The 18,389-nt window shown below is 57.1% G+C and carries 19 protein-coding genes; 6 read left to right on the top strand and 13 right to left on the bottom strand.

Annotated elements, in window-relative coordinates; translation table 11 throughout:
• Positions 1–83: 83 nt before the first annotated feature.
• Genes QZQ97_RS18220 through QZQ97_RS18210 form a run of 3 tightly spaced genes read right to left on the bottom strand, consistent with a single transcriptional unit; the run spans position 84 to position 1,647 of the window.
• On the bottom strand, positions 84–491 hold the full coding sequence (locus QZQ97_RS18220; protein WP_311994605.1) for a VOC family protein: 408 nt from the start codon (positions 489–491) through the stop codon (positions 84–86).
• A 47-nt stretch (positions 492–538) separates the two neighbouring features.
• The gene (locus QZQ97_RS18215) at positions 539–1,207 is read right to left on the bottom strand and encodes a glutathione S-transferase family protein (protein WP_311994604.1); all 669 of its coding nucleotides are present in this window, start codon (positions 1,205–1,207) and stop codon (positions 539–541) included.
• Entirely contained in the window at positions 1,204–1,647 is a 444-nt protein-coding gene (locus QZQ97_RS18210; protein ID WP_311994603.1) for a lipocalin-like domain-containing protein, read from the bottom strand. The genes QZQ97_RS18215 and QZQ97_RS18210 overlap by 4 nt, the downstream gene beginning before the upstream one ends.
• Positions 1,648–1,844: 197 nt before the next feature.
• Between QZQ97_RS18210 and bhsA the strand changes: the two genes are divergently transcribed.
• Complete coding sequence (bhsA, locus tag QZQ97_RS18205; protein WP_311994602.1) at positions 1,845–2,105, top strand: multiple stress resistance protein BhsA; 261 nt, start codon at positions 1,845–1,847, stop codon at positions 2,103–2,105.
• 57 nt (positions 2,106–2,162) lie between these two features.
• Here bhsA and QZQ97_RS18200 read toward each other — a convergent pair whose 3' ends face one another.
• A complete protein-coding gene (locus tag QZQ97_RS18200) occupies positions 2,163–3,080 on the bottom strand; it encodes a LysR family transcriptional regulator (protein ID WP_311994601.1) in 918 nt (305 codons plus the stop codon).
• A gap of 129 nt (positions 3,081–3,209) precedes the next feature.
• Here QZQ97_RS18200 and QZQ97_RS18195 point away from each other — a divergent pair, with 129 nt between their 5' ends.
• Positions 3,210–3,959, top strand: a complete 750-nt coding sequence (locus tag QZQ97_RS18195; RefSeq protein WP_311994600.1) for a 3-oxoacyl-ACP reductase family protein — start codon at positions 3,210–3,212, stop codon at positions 3,957–3,959.
• A gap of 61 nt (positions 3,960–4,020) precedes the next feature.
• Here the strand turns inward: QZQ97_RS18195 and ssb1 are convergent, their stop codons facing one another.
• Complete coding sequence (gene ssb1, locus QZQ97_RS18190; RefSeq protein WP_006317814.1) at positions 4,021–4,557, bottom strand: single-stranded DNA-binding protein SSB1; 537 nt, start codon at positions 4,555–4,557, stop codon at positions 4,021–4,023.
• Between the two features lie 277 nt (positions 4,558–4,834).
• On the opposite strand from ssb1, the gene uvrA reads away from it, so the two are divergent.
• Together uvrA and QZQ97_RS18180 are read left to right on the top strand one after the other, a co-directional pair.
• Complete coding sequence (gene uvrA / locus QZQ97_RS18185; RefSeq protein WP_311994599.1) at positions 4,835–7,669, top strand: excinuclease ABC subunit UvrA; 2,835 nt, start codon at positions 4,835–4,837, stop codon at positions 7,667–7,669.
• Positions 7,670–7,893: 224 nt separating this feature from the next.
• On the top strand, positions 7,894–8,946 hold the full coding sequence (locus QZQ97_RS18180; protein WP_126528839.1) for an NAD(P)-dependent alcohol dehydrogenase: 1,053 nt from the start codon (positions 7,894–7,896) through the stop codon (positions 8,944–8,946).
• A gap of 34 nt (positions 8,947–8,980) precedes the next feature.
• On the opposite strand, the gene maa is transcribed toward QZQ97_RS18180, so the two are convergent.
• The 6 genes from maa to QZQ97_RS18150 form a co-directional block, all read right to left on the bottom strand.
• Complete coding sequence (gene maa / locus QZQ97_RS18175) at positions 8,981–9,538, bottom strand: maltose O-acetyltransferase (protein WP_311994598.1); 558 nt, start codon at positions 9,536–9,538, stop codon at positions 8,981–8,983.
• Positions 9,539–9,703: 165 nt separating this feature from the next.
• Positions 9,704–10,057, bottom strand: coding sequence for an MmcQ/YjbR family DNA-binding protein (locus QZQ97_RS18170; RefSeq protein WP_311994597.1), 354 nt, complete (start codon positions 10,055–10,057; stop codon positions 9,704–9,706).
• Between the two features lie 4 nt (positions 10,058–10,061).
• Entirely contained in the window at positions 10,062–10,478 is a 417-nt protein-coding gene (locus QZQ97_RS18165; RefSeq protein WP_006317808.1) for a secondary thiamine-phosphate synthase enzyme YjbQ, read from the bottom strand.
• A 125-nt stretch (positions 10,479–10,603) separates the two neighbouring features.
• The gene (locus QZQ97_RS18160) at positions 10,604–11,797 is read right to left on the bottom strand and encodes an amino acid aminotransferase (RefSeq protein WP_311994596.1); all 1,194 of its coding nucleotides are present in this window, start codon (positions 11,795–11,797) and stop codon (positions 10,604–10,606) included.
• 41 nt (positions 11,798–11,838) lie between these two features.
• Positions 11,839–12,456: a YitT family protein gene (locus QZQ97_RS18155; RefSeq protein WP_006317804.1), complete on the bottom strand. Its 618-nt coding sequence runs from the start codon at positions 12,454–12,456 to the stop codon at positions 11,839–11,841.
• Positions 12,457–12,769: 313 nt separating this feature from the next.
• Positions 12,770–13,237 carry an Lrp/AsnC family transcriptional regulator gene (locus QZQ97_RS18150; RefSeq protein ID WP_004948752.1) on the bottom strand — a complete coding sequence of 156 codons (468 nt, stop codon included), beginning with the start codon at positions 13,235–13,237 and terminating at the stop codon, positions 12,770–12,772.
• Positions 13,238–13,591: 354 nt separating this feature from the next.
• Here QZQ97_RS18150 and QZQ97_RS18145 point away from each other — a divergent pair, with 354 nt between their 5' ends.
• Together QZQ97_RS18145 and QZQ97_RS18140 are read left to right on the top strand one after the other, a co-directional pair.
• Entirely contained in the window at positions 13,592–14,980 is a 1,389-nt protein-coding gene (locus QZQ97_RS18145) for an amino acid permease (protein ID WP_311994595.1), read from the top strand.
• 13 nt (positions 14,981–14,993) lie between these two features.
• On the top strand, positions 14,994–15,761 hold the full coding sequence (locus QZQ97_RS18140; RefSeq protein ID WP_311994594.1) for a transporter substrate-binding domain-containing protein: 768 nt from the start codon (positions 14,994–14,996) through the stop codon (positions 15,759–15,761).
• 43 nt (positions 15,762–15,804) lie between these two features.
• Here the strand turns inward: QZQ97_RS18140 and alr are convergent, their stop codons facing one another.
• On the bottom strand, positions 15,805–16,884 hold the full coding sequence (alr, locus tag QZQ97_RS18135) for an alanine racemase (protein ID WP_311994593.1): 1,080 nt from the start codon (positions 16,882–16,884) through the stop codon (positions 15,805–15,807).
• A 17-nt stretch (positions 16,885–16,901) separates the two neighbouring features.
• Entirely contained in the window at positions 16,902–18,326 is a 1,425-nt protein-coding gene (dnaB, locus tag QZQ97_RS18130) for a replicative DNA helicase (RefSeq protein ID WP_004948763.1), read from the bottom strand.
• Between the last annotated feature and the right edge of the window lie 63 nt (positions 18,327–18,389).

Raw genomic sequence — 18,389 nt, 5'->3', positions numbered from 1 at the left:
GAGATCAATCATTATCGAAAAGGCGATATTTGTCACATAGGTAAATCCGATGGGAGCGCCCCCGGCTCAGGGGGCAAAAGCGGTTACTGAGCCTGTGCGGCTTTTTCGTCCATGTACATCAGTTCCCAGATATGGCCATCCAAATCCTGGAAACCATGACCGTACATAAAGCCGTAATCCTGCGGCTGATTATAGGTATTGCCACCGGCGGCTATCGCCTTGCGCACCACGCTGTCCACCGCCGCCCGGCTGGGCTGCGACAGGCAAATCAGCACTTCGGTCGCTTTCCTGGCATCGCCAATCGGATTCGGGGTGAACATTTTGAATTTATCGTGGGTCAGCAGCATCACATAAATGGTATCGCTGACCACCATGCAGGCGGCGGTATCATCGGTAAACTGCTGATTAAAGCTGAAGCCCAGCCGGGTGAAAAACTCGATGGATGCAGGCAGATTGCCCACCGGCAGGTTAACAAAAATTTGCGTAGCCATAGGCTACCTCCGAACAGACGTTAACCCCTCAAGTATAGATCATGCCATCAGTTCAGCAGTTCATAAGGACCGCCCTGCTCCAGCGCCCGTTGGTAGGCCGGCCGGGTATGAATTCGCTGCAGATAGCCGCGCAGTTTCGGGCAACCGTCCAGCGAGCCGCGTACCGCCATCACCTCCAGCGGAAAGCTCATCTGGATATCCGCCGCGCTGAAGTCGTTGCCGACAAACCAGGTGCTTTTGCTCAGGTGCTGCTCGAGATAGTCGCGATGCGTGGCGATCTGTTTGTCCAGATACTCGCGCTGAACCCCTTTGCCAATCGCCCCCGCCACCGGTCGCAACAACCAGGGGATCGGCGGTTGTCCCAGGCGACCGAACACCAGCTTCATGACCTGCAGCGGCATCAGCGATCCTTCCGCATAATGCAGCCAGTAACGATATTGCTGGCGGGCATGGTGGTCGGTCGGGATAAACAGCCCCTGGGCATCGTAGGCTTCTTGCAAATATTCGATAATGGCGCCGGATTCCGCCAGGGTCAGATCGCCATCGACAATCACCGGGGATTTGCCCAGCGGGTGGATCTTTTTCAGTTCCGGCGGCGCCAGCATGGTTTGCGGATCGCGTTGGTAACGCTGCACCTGATAAGGCACACCCAGTTCTTCCAGAAACCACAAGATACGCTGCGAGCGTGAGTTATTCAGATGGTGCACGATAATCATGGCGTTTCTCCAATCCGTTGCCAAACCAGTTCGCCAATCTGCACGCCGTTGCCGATTTGCAGCGGCACGGTGCGCAGCGTCAGCCGATCGTCAGTGAAGCTGTAAAAGCGTACCTGACGGCTGCCGATCCAGTTGGGGAACGAGCTGCCCTCGACCTGATGAACAATCCGCTGGTCGCTTTCATCCACCCGATAGCGGCCGAAGTAACAAATCATATTGATGAAGGCGGCGCGGATTTCCTGTTCGTTGCCCTGGCCAAAATCGTCAGCGGTAAAGCGCGGCCGCGTAGCGCTGTAAAGCTGCGCCGCCATGGTGCCGTTGGCCTCATAATTAATGCGGCCCAACACCTGCTCCCCCAGCGGGTAATTGACCTTGCCGTCTTCGTCTTTAAATACCGAAGACAGTAGCGACCAGCTGCCGATAAACGCATTGATTGCCATGGTGCTTCCCCCCCTTTAAGGATTGTCATTAAAGGGTAGTGGCGATTATTCCAGCACGCCAGCGCTCAAAATTAAGTCAATTTATTTGAATTAAATACTCAAAACTCTCCGATTTTCTCTTTAGGCATGCCGGTCTATCATTCAACACATCGAGAGACAACAGCCTCTCACCTGACAAACACCTTGAGGATTGAATCATGAAGAACATCAAAATTTTTGCTACCGCTCTACTGCTGACTACCGCTTCTTTCGCTACCATTGCCGCTGACCAGCCTTCCAGCCAACCTGCCGCCGACGCTCAGAAAATCGGCGTCATCTCCGTCGCCGGCGCTGCTAACCTGAGCGCACTGGAAACCGAACTGGCTAACAAGGCCGCTGCATCAGGCGCCAGCTCTTACCGCATCATCTCCGCCGGTGGCCAGAACAAACTGCACGGCACCGCTGAAATCTTCAACTGATCGTCAGACAGCCCACTGACGGAAGAAAAAAAGCCCCGCAAGGGGCTTTTCTCATTTTCAGCGTGCATCAAAACGCACCGCCAGCTTCTGCAGGCGAAATTGCTCGGTAATGTAGTCGACAAACACCCGGGTTTTAGTCGGCAGGAATTTGACGGTGGGAAAGTAAAGATAGACGCTGCCGCGATCGACATACCAGCCTGGCAATATCCGCACCAAGCGGCCGTTTTCCAGATAAGGCAAGGCATTTGGCATGGAGATCAAAGCAATGCCCAGTCCCATTTCCGCTGCGTGGGCCGCCGCTGCCGGCTCATTCACCGTCATGCTGATAGTCATCAATGGTGCCCGCTGCTCGTTATCCGCATTGCGTAACGGCAGGTTGCGAATGCGCCCGGTTTGCGGCGAGCGGATAAAAATACCCGCGTGGTTCGCCAGCTGTTCCGGCTGCTCCAAAGGCGGATGGCACCGCAGATAGTCCGCCGAGGCCACCAATATCCCGTGGGCCGGCGCTAATTCACGCGCGATCATCCCCTGCGCCAGTTCAATGCCGCCGCCGATTGCGGCGTCGAAATGCTCGCCAATCATATCGACTTTGCGATTGTCGAAATGCCAGTCTGGCACTATCGACGGGTAACGAGACAAAAATGCCGGCAACAGAGGCATCACAAAATGCAGGCCGAAAGCGGTGCCCATACTGACCTTTAGCGTACCCGCCGCTATGCCGCCACTGCTGCTCACTCCTTTCAGCGCGCACTGAATCGACTGCAAACCGCCGCTCACCTCCTGCAGAAAACGCTCCCCTTCTTCGGTCAGGATCAGCTTGCGCGTATTGCGCTGGAACAGCCGTACGCCCACCAGCGTCTCCAGCCTGGTGACATTTTTCCCCACCGCCGCAGAACTGATGCCCAGCTTGCGGCCGGCAGCGGAAAAACTGCCGTTTTCCGCGCTGCTGACAAAACATTCCAGATAGCCGAGCATGGCTTTCCTCTGTAGATTTCAAACCTATGGTTTAAGCTGATTATAGCGCTTTGTGGCTAGTGGCCGCGTTGCGTTTCTCCGATACTGGTCCGGTAGATTTTTTAACCTTACCCACTCTGGAGAAACATCATGTCAGCAACCCTCACTCTGCAAGGCAAAGTCGCATTCGTTCAAGGCGGCTCACGCGGTATCGGTGCCGCCATCGTCAAACGGCTGGCGCGCGATGGCGCAGCGGTGGCATTCACTTACGTAGCTTCCGCCGACCGGGCCGATGCCGTGGTGAGTGAAATCACCGCCGCCGGCGGCAAGGCTACCGCCATCAAAGCCGACAGCACCGACGCCGCAGCAGTACAGCAAGCGGTACGCCAGGCGGTGAACAGCTTCGGCAATCTGGATATTCTGGTGAACAACGCCGGGGTGTTTACGTTGGGCAGCACCGAAGAACTGGCGCTGGAAGATCTGGACCGTATGTTGGCGGTGAACGTACGCAGCGTCTTTGTTGCCAGCCAGGAAGCCGCGCGCCATATGAACGACGGTGGCCGCATCATCCACATCGGCAGCACTAACGCCGAGCGCGTGCCCTTTGGCGGTGCCGCAGTTTACGCGATGAGCAAATCCGCGCTGGTCGGCCTGACCAAGGGCATGGCGCGCGATCTCGGCCCGCGTGGCATCACCGTCAACAACGTGCAGCCCGGCCCGGTGGATACCGAGATGAACCCGGACGACGGTGATTTCGCCGAACAGTTGAAACAGCTGATGGCCATCGGCCGCTACGGTAAAGATGAAGAGATCGCCAGCTTTGTCGCCTACCTGGCCGGCCCGCAAGCAGGCTACATCACCGGCGCCAGCCTGAGCATCGACGGTGGCTTCTCGGCCTAAGGGTGCTTAAATGCAAAAAGCCCCGCAAGGGGCTTTTTTATTGGCTTCAGACAACCTGATATCAGAAAGGAATATCGTCGTCGAAGTCCATTGGCGGTTCGTTGCTGCTGGCTGCCGGCGCGTTGTTCTGCGCTGGGCGCGCCTGCTGGCCGCCGCTGAACTGGTTGCCGCCCTGTGGTTGCTGAGGCTGGCCCCAACCGCCCTGGCCACCTGCTGCCTGGCCACCGCCTGCAGGTGCGCCGCCGCCTTGACGGCCGCCCAGCATCTGCATGGTGCCGCCAACGTTAACCACAACTTCGGTGGTGTATTTTTCTACGCCAGCCTGATCGGTCCATTTGCGGGTCTGCAGGGCACCTTCGATATACACCTGGGAACCTTTACGCAGATATTCGCCCGCAACTTCAGCCAGCTTGCCGAACAACACAACGCGGTGCCACTCGGTTTTTTCTTTCTGCTCGCCAGTCGCTTTGTCACGCCAGCTTTCGGAGGTCGCCAGGGTAATGTTGGCCACTGCGCCGCCATTCGGCATGTAACGGACTTCCGGGTCTTGGCCCAGATTCCCGACCAGAATTACTTTGTTTACGCCTCTGCTGGCCATGAGAACTCTCCTGATGATTGATTTTTACACAGTATAAACGAGTAAGTTTAACACGCTCAGCCTGAAACGACACCCGTGTTGATAACTGCGTATTGTATTCCAGAATTGTCCTTTCGAACGACCTTGTTGCATTCGTATACTGGATATTCATTCAGGTTTTTTTGTGTCATAATTATGCGTTTCGTACTGGCTGTGCCGATTTTTTGCGCGTTTGATCACAAAATCACCCGCACTAAATCCAGACAGGCGCGGTGTATCATCAAGACGGGAAGTGTAAATGGACAATATCGAAGTTCGTGGTGCTCGAACCCATAATCTCAAAAACATCAACCTGATTATCCCGCGTGACAAACTGATCGTCGTCACCGGTTTGTCCGGTTCAGGCAAGTCCTCGCTGGCTTTTGATACGCTGTATGCCGAAGGGCAGCGCCGCTACGTCGAGTCGCTCTCCGCCTATGCACGCCAGTTTCTTTCGCTGATGGAAAAACCGGACGTCGACCATATTGAAGGTCTGTCGCCGGCGATTTCCATCGAGCAGAAATCCACCTCGCATAACCCGCGATCCACGGTCGGCACCATCACCGAAATCCACGATTACCTGCGCCTGCTGTTCGCCCGGGTCGGCGAACCACGCTGCCCGGATCACCATGTAGCACTGGCGGCGCAAACCGTCAGCCAGATGGTGGACAACGTACTCAGCCAGCCGGAAGGCAAACGCCTGATGCTGCTGGCGCCGGTGGTGAAAGACCGCAAGGGCGAACACACCAAAACGCTGGAAAACCTGGCGACCCAGGGCTATATCCGGGCGCGCATCGACGGCGAAGTGTGCGACCTCTCCGATCCGCCGAAGCTGGAACTGCAGAAAAAGCACACCATTGAAGTCGTGGTCGATCGCTTCAAGGTGCGCGACGATCTGGCGCAGCGCCTGGCGGAATCGTTCGAAACCGCGCTGGAACTGTCCGGCGGCACGGCGGTAGTGGCCGACATGGACGACGAAAAAGCGGATGAGCTGCTGTTCTCCGCCAACTTCGCCTGCCCGATCTGCGGCTACAGCATGCGCGAGCTGGAACCGCGCCTGTTCTCGTTCAACAACCCGGCCGGCGCCTGCCCGACCTGTGACGGCCTGGGCGTGCAGCAGTTCTTCGATCCGGAGCGCGTGGTGCAGAACCCCGAGCTTTCGCTGGCCGGCGGTGCGATCCGCGGTTGGGATCGCCGCAACTTTTATTATTTCCAGATGCTGCGTTCGCTGTCGGAACATTATGCCTTCGACGTCGAAGCGCCGTTCAACTCCCTGGATGCCAACGTGCAGAAAGCGGTGCTCAGCGGTTCCGGCAAAGAGTCGATCGAGTTCAAATACATTAACGATCGCGGTGATACCACCGTGCGCCGCCATCCGTTCGAAGGCGTGCTGCACAACATGGAACGCCGTTATAAAGAGACTGAATCCAGCGCGGTGCGCGAAGAGCTGGCGAAGTTTATCAGCAACCGCCCTTGCGCCTCGTGTCACGGCACCCGCCTGCGCGAAGAAGCGCGCAACGTGTTTGTCGAAGACACCACGCTGCCGGAAATCTCCGATCTGAGCATCGGCCACGCCATGACCTTCTTCCAGAACATGAAGCTCAGCGGCCAACGCGCCCAGATCGCCGAAAAAGTCCTGAAAGAGATTGGCGACCGCCTGAAATTCCTGGTGAACGTCGGGCTGAACTACCTGTCGCTCTCGCGCTCGGCGGAAACTCTGTCCGGCGGCGAGGCGCAGCGTATTCGCCTGGCCAGCCAGATCGGCGCCGGCCTGGTGGGCGTAATGTACGTTCTTGATGAACCGTCGATCGGCCTGCACCAGCGTGACAACGAACGCCTGCTGGAAACGCTGATCCACCTGCGTAACCTGGGCAACACGGTGATCGTGGTGGAGCATGACGAAGATGCCATCCGCGCCGCCGATCATGTGATCGACATCGGCCCCGGCGCCGGCGTACACGGCGGCCAGGTCGTGGCGGAAGGTACCGTCGAAGACATCATGGCGCAGCCCGAATCGCTGACCGGCCAGTTCCTCAGCGGCAAACGCGAGATTGCCATTCCTGAGCAGCGCGTGCCGGCCGATCCGACCAAGGTGCTGAAGCTGAGCGGCGCGCGCGGCAACAACCTGAAAGACGTGACGCTGACGCTGCCGGTGGGGTTGTTTACCTGCATCACCGGGGTCTCCGGATCCGGCAAATCCACGTTGATCAACGACACGCTGTTCCCGATCGCCCAACGCCAGCTCAACGGCGCCACCATTGCCGAACCTGCTCCATTCCGCGAAGTGACCGGCCTCGAACATTTCGACAAAGTGATCGACATCGATCAGAGCCCGATCGGCCGCACCCCGCGTTCCAATCCGGCCACCTACACCGGCATCTTCACCCCGGTGCGCGAACTGTTCGCCGGCGTACCGGAGTCGCGCAGCCGCGGCTATAACCCGGGCCGTTTCAGCTTTAACGTCAAGGGCGGGCGCTGTGAGGCCTGTCAGGGCGACGGCGTGATCAAGGTGGAAATGCATTTCCTGCCGGATATCTACGTGCCTTGCGACCAGTGCAAAGGCAAGCGCTATAACCGTGAAACGCTGGAGGTGAAGTACAAAGGCAAGAGCATCCACGAAGTGCTGGAGATGACCATCGAAGAAGCGCGCGATTTCTTCGACGTGGTGCCGGCGCTGGCGCGCAAGCTGCAAACGCTGATGGACGTCGGCCTGTCCTACATTCGCCTCGGCCAGTCGGCGACCACGCTGTCCGGCGGTGAGGCGCAACGCGTCAAGCTGGCGCGCGAGCTGTCTAAACGCGGTACCGGCCAGACGCTGTATATTCTTGACGAGCCGACCACCGGGCTGCACTTCGCCGATATCCAGCAACTGCTGGCGGTGCTGCATCAGCTGCGCGATCAGGGCAATACCATCGTGGTGATTGAGCACAACCTGGACGTGATTAAAACGGCGGACTGGATTGTCGACCTGGGGCCGGAAGGCGGCAGCGGCGGCGGTGAGATCCTGGTCTCCGGCACGCCGGAAACCGTGGCCAACTGCGAAGCTTCGCATACCGCTCGCTTCCTCAAGCCGTTACTGAAAATGAAGAAATAACCTTTCTTGCTTGCCGGCGGGCCGTTTGCGGCCCGCCCTTTCATCCGTTCGCCAAAATTAAAGAGAAACAGGCAAGATTTAGACATTTTCAGGCATTTCCCTCCCTGCTCGCAGCTTTTATCATCAATGTTCCCTCTGCGCCGCCCGTATGACCTGGGCCGCGTCTCACCGGCACCCTGCTGCCGGAAAACATTCTCCCCCATTCACTGATGACTGGAGTTACCATGAACATTACGCATGCCTATGCCGCGCATGACGCGAAGTCAGCGCTCGTTCCTTTCGATTACACACCGCGCGCCCTCCGCGACCACGATGTGCAAATCGAGGTTCTGTTCTGTGGCGTCTGCCATTCTGATCTGCACCAGGCCCGCAACGAATGGAACAACTCGATTTTCCCGGTGGTGCCCGGCCATGAAATTGTTGGCCGCGTAACCGCCGTCGGCAGCCACGTATCGCGCCATCAGGTCGGCGATCTGGTCGGCGTCGGCTGCATGGTCGATTCCTGTCGCAGTTGCCCGAGCTGTGACGAAGGGCTGGAGCAATACTGCGAAAACGGCTTTACCGGCACCTACAACGGCCAGGATCGGCAAACCGGTGCCATCACCTACGGCGGCTACTCAACCGCTATGGTGGTGGATCAGGACTTTGTGCTGCGGGTGCCGGCAAATCTCGATCCGGCCGGCGTTGCGCCGCTGCTTTGCGCCGGTATCACCACCTATTCGCCGTTGCGCCAATGGGGCGCCGGGCCGGGCAAGAAGGTCGGTATCGTCGGCCTCGGCGGCTTGGGGCATATGGGGGTCAAGCTGGCGCGAGCCATGGGCGCTCATGTGGTGCTGTTCACCACGTCGGCCTCCAAAGTTGAAGACGCCAAACGCCTGGGCGCTCATGAAGTGGTGATCTCGCGCAACCCGGAAGAAATGGCGCAGCACGTCAACAGCTTCGATTTTATTCTCAACACGGTGGCGGCTCAGCACGATCTGAACCCGTTCCTCAACCTGCTGCGGCGCGATGGCACCTTGACGCTGGTTGGTGCACCGGAACACGATCACCCGTCGCCGCAGGTGTTTAACCTGATAATGAAACGCCGCCGCCTCGCCGGTTCGCTGATCGGTGGCATTGCAGAAACCCAGGAAATGCTGGATTTTTGCGGCCAGCACGGTATTACTTCGGATATCGAACTGATCCCGATGCAGCAAATCAACGAAGCCTATGAGCGCATGCTGAAAAGCGACGTGAAATACCGTTTCGTGGTGGATATCAACTCTCTGCGAGCGTAATGCTACGGGCGCCCACTGCGGCGCCCGTTTTTTGTCACAACTGTTTAATCACCCGCGCCGGATTGCCACCGACCACGCAGTTGGCCGGCACGTCCTTGGTGACTACCGCCCCGGACGCCACCACCACGTTATCTCCCAGAGTGACACCAGGGTTAATTACCGCCCGGCCACCAATCCACACGTTATTGCCGATGCTTACCGGTTTGCCGAACTCCGCACCGCCGATGCGGGTGTGCGCATCCAGCGGATGGGTAGCAGTGTAAATATGCACGCCCGGCGCCAACAGGCAGTTATCGCCAATATGCACTTCGCACACGTCCAGGATGACGCAGTCAAAATTGGCGTAGAAATTCTTCCCCAGATAGATGTTATAACCGTAATCGCAGCGGAACGTCGGTTCGATGGTTCCCCCTTGATACTGGCCCAGCAACTCCGTCAGCCACTGTTTACGCAGGTCGCCCTCGTCCGGGGATGAATGGTTGTAATGGTGCACCAGCTGACGTGCATGCTTGCGTTCGCTGCGTAGCAGCTCGTCACCGGCATCGTACAGTTCTCCGGCAATCATCTTGCGTTTTTCTTCACTCATGGTCATCTCACGTTATCCTTTGGTCTCACGGCTCATCGATTAAAAAAGCCTAGTCTTTCCTGGTACTCAACAAAAAGGGAACGTTCCCATTTTCGAATCGCGATCACAATTTAAAGAGAAAAAAGGAGATGAATGAGCGGAAAAGGCAGGCAGCCACGCCTGCCCTGCCGGTTAAGCGCGCAGTTCCTGCCGCACGTGGTCGGGTAACCCTTCCAGCACCAGCTGATATGAACTGTCGATCAGGGTATAAAATTGCGAGTTCGGCAAGTTGCCGTCGAGAAACACCGTATTCCAGTGGGCCTTGTTCATGCCGTCGCAGGCGACGATCTCGGGGTGATGCTCGCGCAGGCTTTCCGCCAACTCCGGGCTTGATTTCACCGCCAGAGCCGGCCGGCCCTGCACCTCGCATACCATGGCGAACATCACGTCGCCGACCTTGATCTGGCTGGCCTGCCACTGGTTCTGGTCGCTTTGTTCCGCGCCCGGCTTCGCCATGCAGTATTCCAGCAGTGCTGTGTTATTCATTGGGTTACTCCCCCTGTAAAGTGGCCACAATACGGCGTGAACCGCCGTGGATGCGGTGCTCCCCCAGCCAAATCCCCTGCCATGTGCCCAACATCAGCCGCCCGTGACTCACAGGCAGCGTTAAAGATGCGCCCAGCAGCGAGGATTTGATGTGCGCCGGCATGTCGTCCAGCCCTTCGTAGTCATGCTGATAGGGTGCGTTCTCGGGTACCTGACGCAGGAAATGCTGTTCCATGTCGGCTCGCACCGTGGGATCGCAGTTCTCGTTGAGCGTCAGCGAGGCCGAGGTATGCTGCAACAACAAATGCAGCAGGCCGGTTTGCAGGCGGTGTAAGTGGGTTAACTGGTCGGTAATCTCTTCGGTAACCAGGTGAAAACCACGCGCTTTTGCGCTGAGGATAAGCGTTTGCTGATGCCACATGAGTGAGCGCCCCTCAATGAGTATATTCTCTATCCGGTTTGCGGCAACTTTGGCGGCAAACCGACAACAAAAAAGGAGCGATATCGCTATCGCTCCTTTGCGAACTTCAATTCACCCTAACAACATTACTGCACTGCGGCAAACGCCTCGGCCACCTGATGCACGTTGTTGTGGTTCAGGCCGGCCATGCAAACGCGCCCGCTGTGGATCAGGTACACGCCGAACTCTTCACGCAGGCGATCGACCTGCGCCACGCTGAAACCGGTGTAGCTGAACATCCCGCGCTGCTGCAGCAGGTAATCGAAGTTACGCTGCGGCAACGCGATTTTCAGTGCCTCGACCAGCGTTTTACGCATCTCAAGGATACGGGTGCGCATGGTTTCCACTTCCGCCAGCCACTGGGCGTTCAACTGCGTATCGTTCAGCACCTTCGCCACCACCTGCGCACCGAAGTTCGGCGGGCTGGAGTAGTTGCGGCGTACGGTGGCCTTCAATTGTCCCAGCACGCGCCCGGCGGCTTCTTCGCTTTCGCACACCACCGACAGACCGCCGACGCGTTCGCCATACAGCGAGAAGATTTTCGAGAACGAGTTACTCACCAGGCACGGCAGGCCGGCGGCGGCGATAGTGCGGATAGCGTAGGCATCTTCGGTAATACCGCCGCCAAAACCCTGATAGGCGATATCGAGGAACGGGATCAGCTCACGTTCGGCGATCACCTTGACCACTTCATCCCACTGGGCATTGGTCAGATCAGAGCCGGTCGGGTTGTGGCAGCACGGATGCAGCAGCGCAATGCTGTGTTTCGGCAGCTGTTTCAACGCGCTCAGCATGGCGTCAAACTTCACGCCCAGGCTTTCGCCATCAAAGTACGGGTAGGTGTTCACTTTGAAACCGGCACCGCCAAAGATGGCAATATGGTTTTCCCAGGTAGGATCGCTGACCCACACCTGCGAATCCGGGAAGTAGCTTTTCAGGAAGTCGGCACCTACTTTCAGCGCGCCGGAACCGCCTACGGTCTGAATGGTGGCGATACGCCCCTGCTGCAGCATCGGGTGCTCGGCACCGAACAGCAGGTGCTGGATGGCGGTACGGTAAGGCAGCAGGCCTTCCATCGGCAGATACACCGACGCCCCCTGATCCACGCTGTTCAACTGCGCTTCCGCTGCGGCAACCGCCTTCATCTGCGGGATAATACCCCGCTCGTCATAGTAAAGGCCGATACTCAGGTTAACCTTGTGCGCACGTGTGTCTTTTTTGAATTTTTCCATCAGCGACAAGATAGGATCGCCTGCATAGGCATCAACGTTCTGGAACACGGGGTCGTTCTCCTAGATTGGGTTATTCACAGGGTACAGATTCAAACGCTGTAACGACCAGGGCGATGGTTCATCGCGATAATCAGATTCAGCACCATTGCACCTAATATAGACGCAATTAGCAGGGAAATATTCACCACAAACAGTGAGGCCAACACGATAGAAATATCGACCGCCATTTGCAACTTGCCGGCGCGCAAACCGTATTTGTCCTGCAGATACAGCGCGAGAATATTGACGCCGCCCAGGCTGGCCTTATGACGAAATAACACAATAAACCCTAATCCCATGATCATGCTACCGAACACCGTTGCATAAAAAGGCTGCAGGCGATCAAAATGGATGAAATAGGGGTGCAAATCGGAAAATATCGACACCAGCGCCACCGAGCAGAAGGTTTTGACGGTGAATGCCCACCCCATACGGCGGATCGCCAGATAATAGAACGGCAGGTTGAGCAAAAAGAACGCTACGCCGAACGAAAGCGGTGTCAGGTAATTGATTAAAAAGGCCAATCCGGCGGTGCCGCCGGTCAGTGCGCCGGCCTGTCGCAACAGGATGACGCCGAACGACACCATCAGTGTGCCGATCAGGATCGCCAGCACGTCTTCCAGCAGAGTATGGGAAATATTGTCTTCAGGGCTGATGCAGTTATCCATGGTGTTATTACTCAAAGTAGGTTGCCATCACCACCCGGTGAACCGGGCTTGTACGCTGAATAATGCAAAAGCCACACCATAAGATAAGCAAAACAGCCGTCATCATACGATTTCGCAGGATGTTAGGCATTTACGCACAATAAGCCGCTGTTTTTATTTAAAATAAAAAATGCACAAAATACGCATAAAAAACAAAAAAACCGCAAACATCACGCATTAAATGCAGATTTATAGACCAACCTCCGCATTAAATGCCCATTAATGGTGCAAGTCGCCCCTAAATGGTTCATTAAATGGAGGCGGCAATGCCCGATCAGCGCGCTACCGGCAGCAACCCGTTTTCTTTCAGCCGGTTCAGTACCACCGCGGTTTTCACGTGCGCTACGCTCTTGTGCATCGACAGGGTTTTGCTGATAAAGTCGCTCAACGCGGCCAGATCGGCCACCGCCACCTTTAACAGATAGTCAGCGTCGCCGGTGGTTTTATAGGCGTCGAGAATAGCGTCAACCTCTTCCAGCATGCGATGAAAGCTGTCCACATGCTCCTGAGCATGGTTGGTCAGGCTCACTTCGATTAATCCCACCATCCCCAGCCCAACGGCCTCCGGTGCCAACCGCGCATGGTAACCGCGGATCAACTGAGCCTGTTCCAGGCTGATGCGCCGCCGTGAGCACTGGGAAGCGGACAACCCCACCAACTCACTCAGTTCCTGATTGGTCAGACGGCCATTGGCCTGTAACAGCGTCAGGATTTTCATATCAAAATCGTCAATGTTGTACATAGCCACCTGTAAACCCGTTAAGAAATGTTGACGTTACAGACTATCAGTTTTTTTGCCCCTGTAATCCCCCCCGTTTTGATTCCCCGGCGACGCCTCACAGTTTCATTGCACCACCCTGGCCCATTTCCGGTCATCACCAGCACCCAATACGAGCATTACGCGCGAAAAATAAGGCTAAAACGCCTTAAATACCGCAATAATCACAATTTAATGCACAGTCCGTGAGTCAAAGTGAAAAATAATTAAATAATGTTTTCAGCAGGTTATTAGTGAAGCGCCCCCATCCGCCTTACCCGCTGGCCCGATAGTTGCTAAATCCCCAACGACACGCATTTACCTTTTTGGGGAACACAGATGGACAATCATCAGTCAGAAAACCAGTTGAAAAGAGGGTTAAAAAACCGTCACATCCAGCTGATCGCTCTCGGCGGCGCCATCGGCACCGGCCTGTTTCTCGGCATCGCCCAGACCATAAAAATGGCCGGCCCTTCGGTGCTGCTCGGTTACGGCATCGCCGGGATTATCGCTTTCCTTATCATGCGCCAACTGGGCGAAATGGTGGTGGAGGAACCGGTGGCCGGTTCCTTCAGCCACTTTGCCAACAAATACTGGAGCGGTTTTGCCGGCTTTATGTCCGGCTGGAACTATTGGGTGCTGTACGTGTTGGTGAGCATGGCAGAACTGACCGCCGTGGGCATTTACGTGCAGTACTGGTGGCCGGAAATCCCGACCTGGGTCTCCGCAGCGGTATTCTTTGTGGCGATCAACGCCATCAACCTGACCAGCGTCAAAGTGTACGGCGAGATGGAGTTCTGGTTTTCCATCATCAAAGTGGCGGCGATCATCAGCATGATCGCATTTGGCGCTTGGCTGTTGGCCAGCGGGCACGGCGGGCCAGACGCCAGCGTGGCCAACCTGTGGCAATACGGCGGTTTCTTCCCTAACGGCATCAGCGGTCTGGTGATGGCAATGGCGGTGATCATGTTCTCATTCGGTGGTCTGGAGCTGGTCGGCATTACCGCCGCCGAAGCGGATAACCCGGAGAAAAGTATCCCGCAGGCCACCAATCAGGTGATTTACCGTATTCTGCTGTTTTATGTCGGCGCACTGGCGGTGCTGCTGTCACTGTATCCGTGGCAGAAGGTGGTGGAAGGCGGCAGCCCGTTCGTCCTGATCTTCCATGCGCTGGACAGCAATCTGGTGGCGACGCTGCTGAACATGGTGGTGCTGTCCGCCGCCCTCTCGGTGTACAACAGCTGCGTGTATTGCAACAGCCGCATGCTGTTTGGGCTGGCGAAACAAGGCAACGCACCGCGCGCACTGCTGAAGATCAACCGGCGCGGCATTCCGCTGGCTGCGCTGAGCGTGTCGGCCCTGGTGACCGCATTGTGCGTGCTGCTCAATTACCTGATGCCGGGCAAAGCGTTTGAATTGCTGATGGCGTTGGTGGTGTCCGCATTAGTGATCAACTGGGCAATGATCTGCATTACCCACCTGAAGTTTCGGCGCGCCAAGCGGCTGGCCGGGCAGCAAACGCGTTTCCAAAGTTGGGGTTACCCACTCACCAATCTGATTTGTCTGCTGTTTTTAGCCGGGATTTTGGTCATTATGTTTATGACGCCAGGCATCCGGATTTCGGTAGGGTTGATTCCGGTTTGGCTGTTGGTGCTGGCGACAAGCTATCTGCTGAAGAAAAAGAACGCCGCCGCGCCGGGCGCCATTGCTGAATCCAATAACGTATAAGCAAGGGAAACAGATGAAAAAGCTATTACCTCTCGCACTGCTGGTCGCCGCCGGGAGCGCCAGCGCCCAATCCCATCTGGATAAGGTGACACAACAGGGCACGCTGGAAGTTTGCACCACCGGCGATTACAAGCCCTACACCTTTTTGAAGGAAGACGGCAGCTACGAAGGCATTGATATCGCCATGGCGGAATCGCTGGCCAAGAGCCTCGGTGCCAAAGTGAAGTGGGTGAAAACCAGTTGGAAAACCCTGACGCCGGACTTTGTCGCCGGCAAATGCGACATCGCCATGGGTGGCATTTCTGTCACGCTACAGCGGCAAAAACAGGTGTTCTTCGCCGATAAGCTGGATACCGACGGTAAAATCCCGCTGGTGCGCTGCACCGACGTGAAGAAATACCGGACTGTCGAGCAGATCAACAAAGCATCCGTACGCCTGCTGGAACCGGCGGGCGGCACCAACGAAGCGTTCGTACATGCTTACTTGCCCAACGCCAAGCTGACGTTGACCCATGATAACGTGGGTATTTTTCAGCAGTTAGTGGACAAGAAAGCCGATGTGATGATCACCGATGCTTCCGAGGCGCTGTATCAGCAAAAGCGCTACCCGAAACTGTGCGCGGTAAATCCGGACAAACCGCTGCAATACGGCGAAAAGGCCTATATGTTGCCGCGTGATGATCTGAGCTGGAAGCTGTATGTGGATCAGTGGCTGCACCTGGCCAAAGCGACCGGTGAGTATCAGAGCATTATCGATCAGTGGCTGGCGGTAAAGAAGTAACACGTTGAAGGTTGGGGCCGGCACCTTGCCGGCCCACGACAGGCTATTCGCCGATATATTCCATCGCCACGCGCTGCGTCAGCTTGGTAATCAGCTCATAGGCGCTGATGCCCGTACAGGCGGCAATGCGCTCAACCGGCAGCGCCTTGCCCCACAGCACCACTTCATCGCCGACCTTATCGGTCGCGCCCGGCCCGAGATCGACCGAAATCATGTCCATCGACACCCGGCCGACCACCGGCACTTCACGGCCATTGATCCACACCGGGGTACCGGAAGGCGCACTGCGCGGGTAACCGTCGCCGTAACCCATCGCCACCACGCCCAGCCGAGTGTCGCCTTCGCTCACCCAGGTGCCGCCGTAACCCACCGACTCGCCGGCCTTGTGGTCGCGCACCGCAATCAGGTTGGACTTCAGCGTCATCGCCGGCTGCAGATCGAACTGGCTGCCGCAGGCATCCTCCATCGGAGAAACGCCGTACAGGATAATGCCCGGGCGCACCCAGTCATTGTGCGCATCCGGCCACAGCAAAGTACCGCCCGAAGCGGCGATCGAGCGCTGGCCCGGCTTGCCACGGGCAAAACTTTCGAAGCACTGCATTTGCTTGAGCGTAGCGTCAGAGTCCGGTTCATCGGCGCGGCTGAAGTGACTCATGATATTGACCGGCTGCGCCACGTTACGGCAGGCGCTCAGACGCCGGTAAAACGCTTCGGCCTGTTCCGGACGCACGCCCAGACGGTGCATGCCGGTATCCAGCTTCATCCATACCGGCACCGGACGCGCCAGCTCGGCCTGCTCCAGCGCTTCAAGCTGTTCGATGCTGTGCACCGCGGTTTCGATGTTATTCGCCACCAACACCGGCAAATCCTCCGCGCAAAAGAAGCCTTCCAGCAACAGGATCGGTTTCACGATGCCGCCGGAGCGCAGCATCAACGCCTCACCGATGCGCGCCACACCGTAGCAGTCGGCGTCTTGCAGAGTATGAGCTGTTTCCAGCAGGCCATGTCCATAAGCGTTTGCTTTCACAACGGCAATCAGGCGGCTTTGCGGCGCCTGGCGGCGCACCTGTTGCAGATTATGTCGCAGAGCGCGGCGGTCGATAACAGCGGTTGCCGCTTTCATTTCAATTCCTTAGTTGATTATTCATCATCATATTGTGGCCCCGCGTAGTTATCGAAACGCGACCACTGGCCGTTAAAGGTCAGGCGCACGGTACCGATCGGGCCGTTACGCTGCTTACCCAGAATAATTTCGGCAATCCCTTTCATGTCGCTGTTCTCGTGATAAACCTCGTCACGGTAGATGAACATGATCAAGTCGGCATCCTGCTCGATGGAACCGGACTCACGCAGGTCGGAGTTGACCGGGCGTTTGTCGGCACGTTGCTCCAGGCTTCGGTTCAGCTGCGACAGCGCCACCACCGGCACCTGCAGCTCTTTCGCCAACGCCTTCAGCGAGCGGGAAATTTCAGCGATCTCCAGCGTACGGTTGTCGGACAAGGCCGGCACGCGCATCAGCTGCAGGTAGTCGATCATGATCAGGCTGAGGCCGTCATGCTCGCGGAAAATACGGCGCGCGCGGGAACGCACTTCGGTTGGCGTCAGGCCGGAGGAGTCGTCAATGTACATATTGCGCTTCTCCAGCAGAATGCCCATGGTGCTGGAAATTCGCGCCCAGTCCTCGTCATCGAGCTGACCGGTACGGATACGCGTCTGGTCGACGCGCGACAACGACGCCAGCATACGCATCATGATCTGGTTGCCGGGCATCTCCAGGCTGAAGATCAGCACCGGTTTTTCCTGCGTCATCGCGGCGTGTTCGCACAGGTTCATGGCGAAAGTGGTTTTACCCATCGAAGGACGGGCGGCGACGATGATCAGGTCCGATTTTTGCAAACCGGCGGTTTTCTTGTTGAGATCCTGATAGCCGGTGTCCACGCCGGTAACCCCGTCGTGCGGCTGCTGGTACAGCTGTTCGATACGCGAAACGGTGTCTTCCAGAATGCGCTCGATGCCTTTCGGGCCTTCATCTTTACTGGCGCGATTTTCCGCGATCTGGAATACCCGCGACTCGGCCAAATCGAGCAGATCTTCGCTGCTGCGGCCCTGCGGATCGTAACCGGCGTCGGCGATCTCATTGGCCACCGAGATCATTTCGCGCACGACCGCACGTTCACGCACGATGTCAGCATAAGCGCCGATGTTGGCGGCGCTTGGGGTATTTTTCGACAGCTCGGCCAGATAGGCGAAACCGCCCACCGAATCCAGTTCGCCGCGCTGCTCGAGCGATTCAGACAGGGTGATCAGGTCGATAGGCCGGCTCATTTCCAACAGCCGCTGCATCTCGGTGAAGATCAGGCGATGCGGGCGGCTGAAGAAATCGTTGGAGACCACGCGTTCCGATACGTTATCCCAGCGTTCGTTATCCAGCATCAAACCGCCCAACACGGACTGTTCCGCCTCCAGCGAATGTGGCGGCATCTTCAGCCCTTCCATCTGGCGATCTCGGGGGCGATCTCTGGCTTCGTCCGCGTAAGTTTTGTTGGTTGGTTTTTTTCCTGCCATGAAGCGTATTCTTTATCCGGTTGCGAATGGAGAATCCTGACGCGAGAGTATACGTGATTTTTA

Source organism: Serratia sp. root2 (assembly GCF_031931805.1).
GTDB classification, from domain to species: domain Bacteria; phylum Pseudomonadota; class Gammaproteobacteria; order Enterobacterales; family Enterobacteriaceae; genus Serratia; species Serratia inhibens.
Note: the sequence above shows the minus strand (reverse complement) of the source record. Positions and strands in the feature narration are given on the sequence as shown.

Excerpts from the sequence above, each read along its gene's own strand:
- QZQ97_RS18220 (WP_311994605.1), bottom strand. The coding sequence starts at position 491 with ATGGCTACGCAAATTTTTGTTAACCTGCCGGTGGGCAATCTGCCTGCA.
- QZQ97_RS18215 (WP_311994604.1), bottom strand. The coding sequence starts at position 1,207 with ATGATTATCGTGCACCATCTGAATAACTCACGCTCGCAGCGTATCTTG.
- QZQ97_RS18210 (WP_311994603.1), bottom strand. The coding sequence starts at position 1,647 with ATGGCAATCAATGCGTTTATCGGCAGCTGGTCGCTACTGTCTTCGGTA.
- bhsA (WP_311994602.1), top strand. The coding sequence starts at position 1,845 with ATGAAGAACATCAAAATTTTTGCTACCGCTCTACTGCTGACTACCGCT.
- QZQ97_RS18200 (WP_311994601.1), bottom strand. The coding sequence starts at position 3,080 with ATGCTCGGCTATCTGGAATGTTTTGTCAGCAGCGCGGAAAACGGCAGT.
- QZQ97_RS18195 (WP_311994600.1), top strand. The coding sequence starts at position 3,210 with ATGTCAGCAACCCTCACTCTGCAAGGCAAAGTCGCATTCGTTCAAGGC.
- ssb1 (WP_006317814.1), bottom strand. The coding sequence starts at position 4,557 with ATGGCCAGCAGAGGCGTAAACAAAGTAATTCTGGTCGGGAATCTGGGC.
- uvrA (WP_311994599.1), top strand. The coding sequence starts at position 4,835 with ATGGACAATATCGAAGTTCGTGGTGCTCGAACCCATAATCTCAAAAAC.
- QZQ97_RS18180 (WP_126528839.1), top strand. The coding sequence starts at position 7,894 with ATGAACATTACGCATGCCTATGCCGCGCATGACGCGAAGTCAGCGCTC.
- maa (WP_311994598.1), bottom strand. The coding sequence starts at position 9,538 with ATGACCATGAGTGAAGAAAAACGCAAGATGATTGCCGGAGAACTGTAC.
- QZQ97_RS18170 (WP_311994597.1), bottom strand. The coding sequence starts at position 10,057 with ATGAATAACACAGCACTGCTGGAATACTGCATGGCGAAGCCGGGCGCG.
- QZQ97_RS18165 (WP_006317808.1), bottom strand. The coding sequence starts at position 10,478 with ATGTGGCATCAGCAAACGCTTATCCTCAGCGCAAAAGCGCGTGGTTTT.
- QZQ97_RS18155 (WP_006317804.1), bottom strand. The coding sequence starts at position 12,456 with ATGGATAACTGCATCAGCCCTGAAGACAATATTTCCCATACTCTGCTG.
- QZQ97_RS18150 (WP_004948752.1), bottom strand. The coding sequence starts at position 13,237 with ATGTACAACATTGACGATTTTGATATGAAAATCCTGACGCTGTTACAG.
- QZQ97_RS18145 (WP_311994595.1), top strand. The coding sequence starts at position 13,592 with ATGGACAATCATCAGTCAGAAAACCAGTTGAAAAGAGGGTTAAAAAAC.
- QZQ97_RS18140 (WP_311994594.1), top strand. The coding sequence starts at position 14,994 with ATGAAAAAGCTATTACCTCTCGCACTGCTGGTCGCCGCCGGGAGCGCC.
- alr (WP_311994593.1), bottom strand. The coding sequence starts at position 16,884 with ATGAAAGCGGCAACCGCTGTTATCGACCGCCGCGCTCTGCGACATAAT.
- dnaB (WP_004948763.1), bottom strand. The coding sequence starts at position 18,326 with ATGGCAGGAAAAAAACCAACCAACAAAACTTACGCGGACGAAGCCAGA.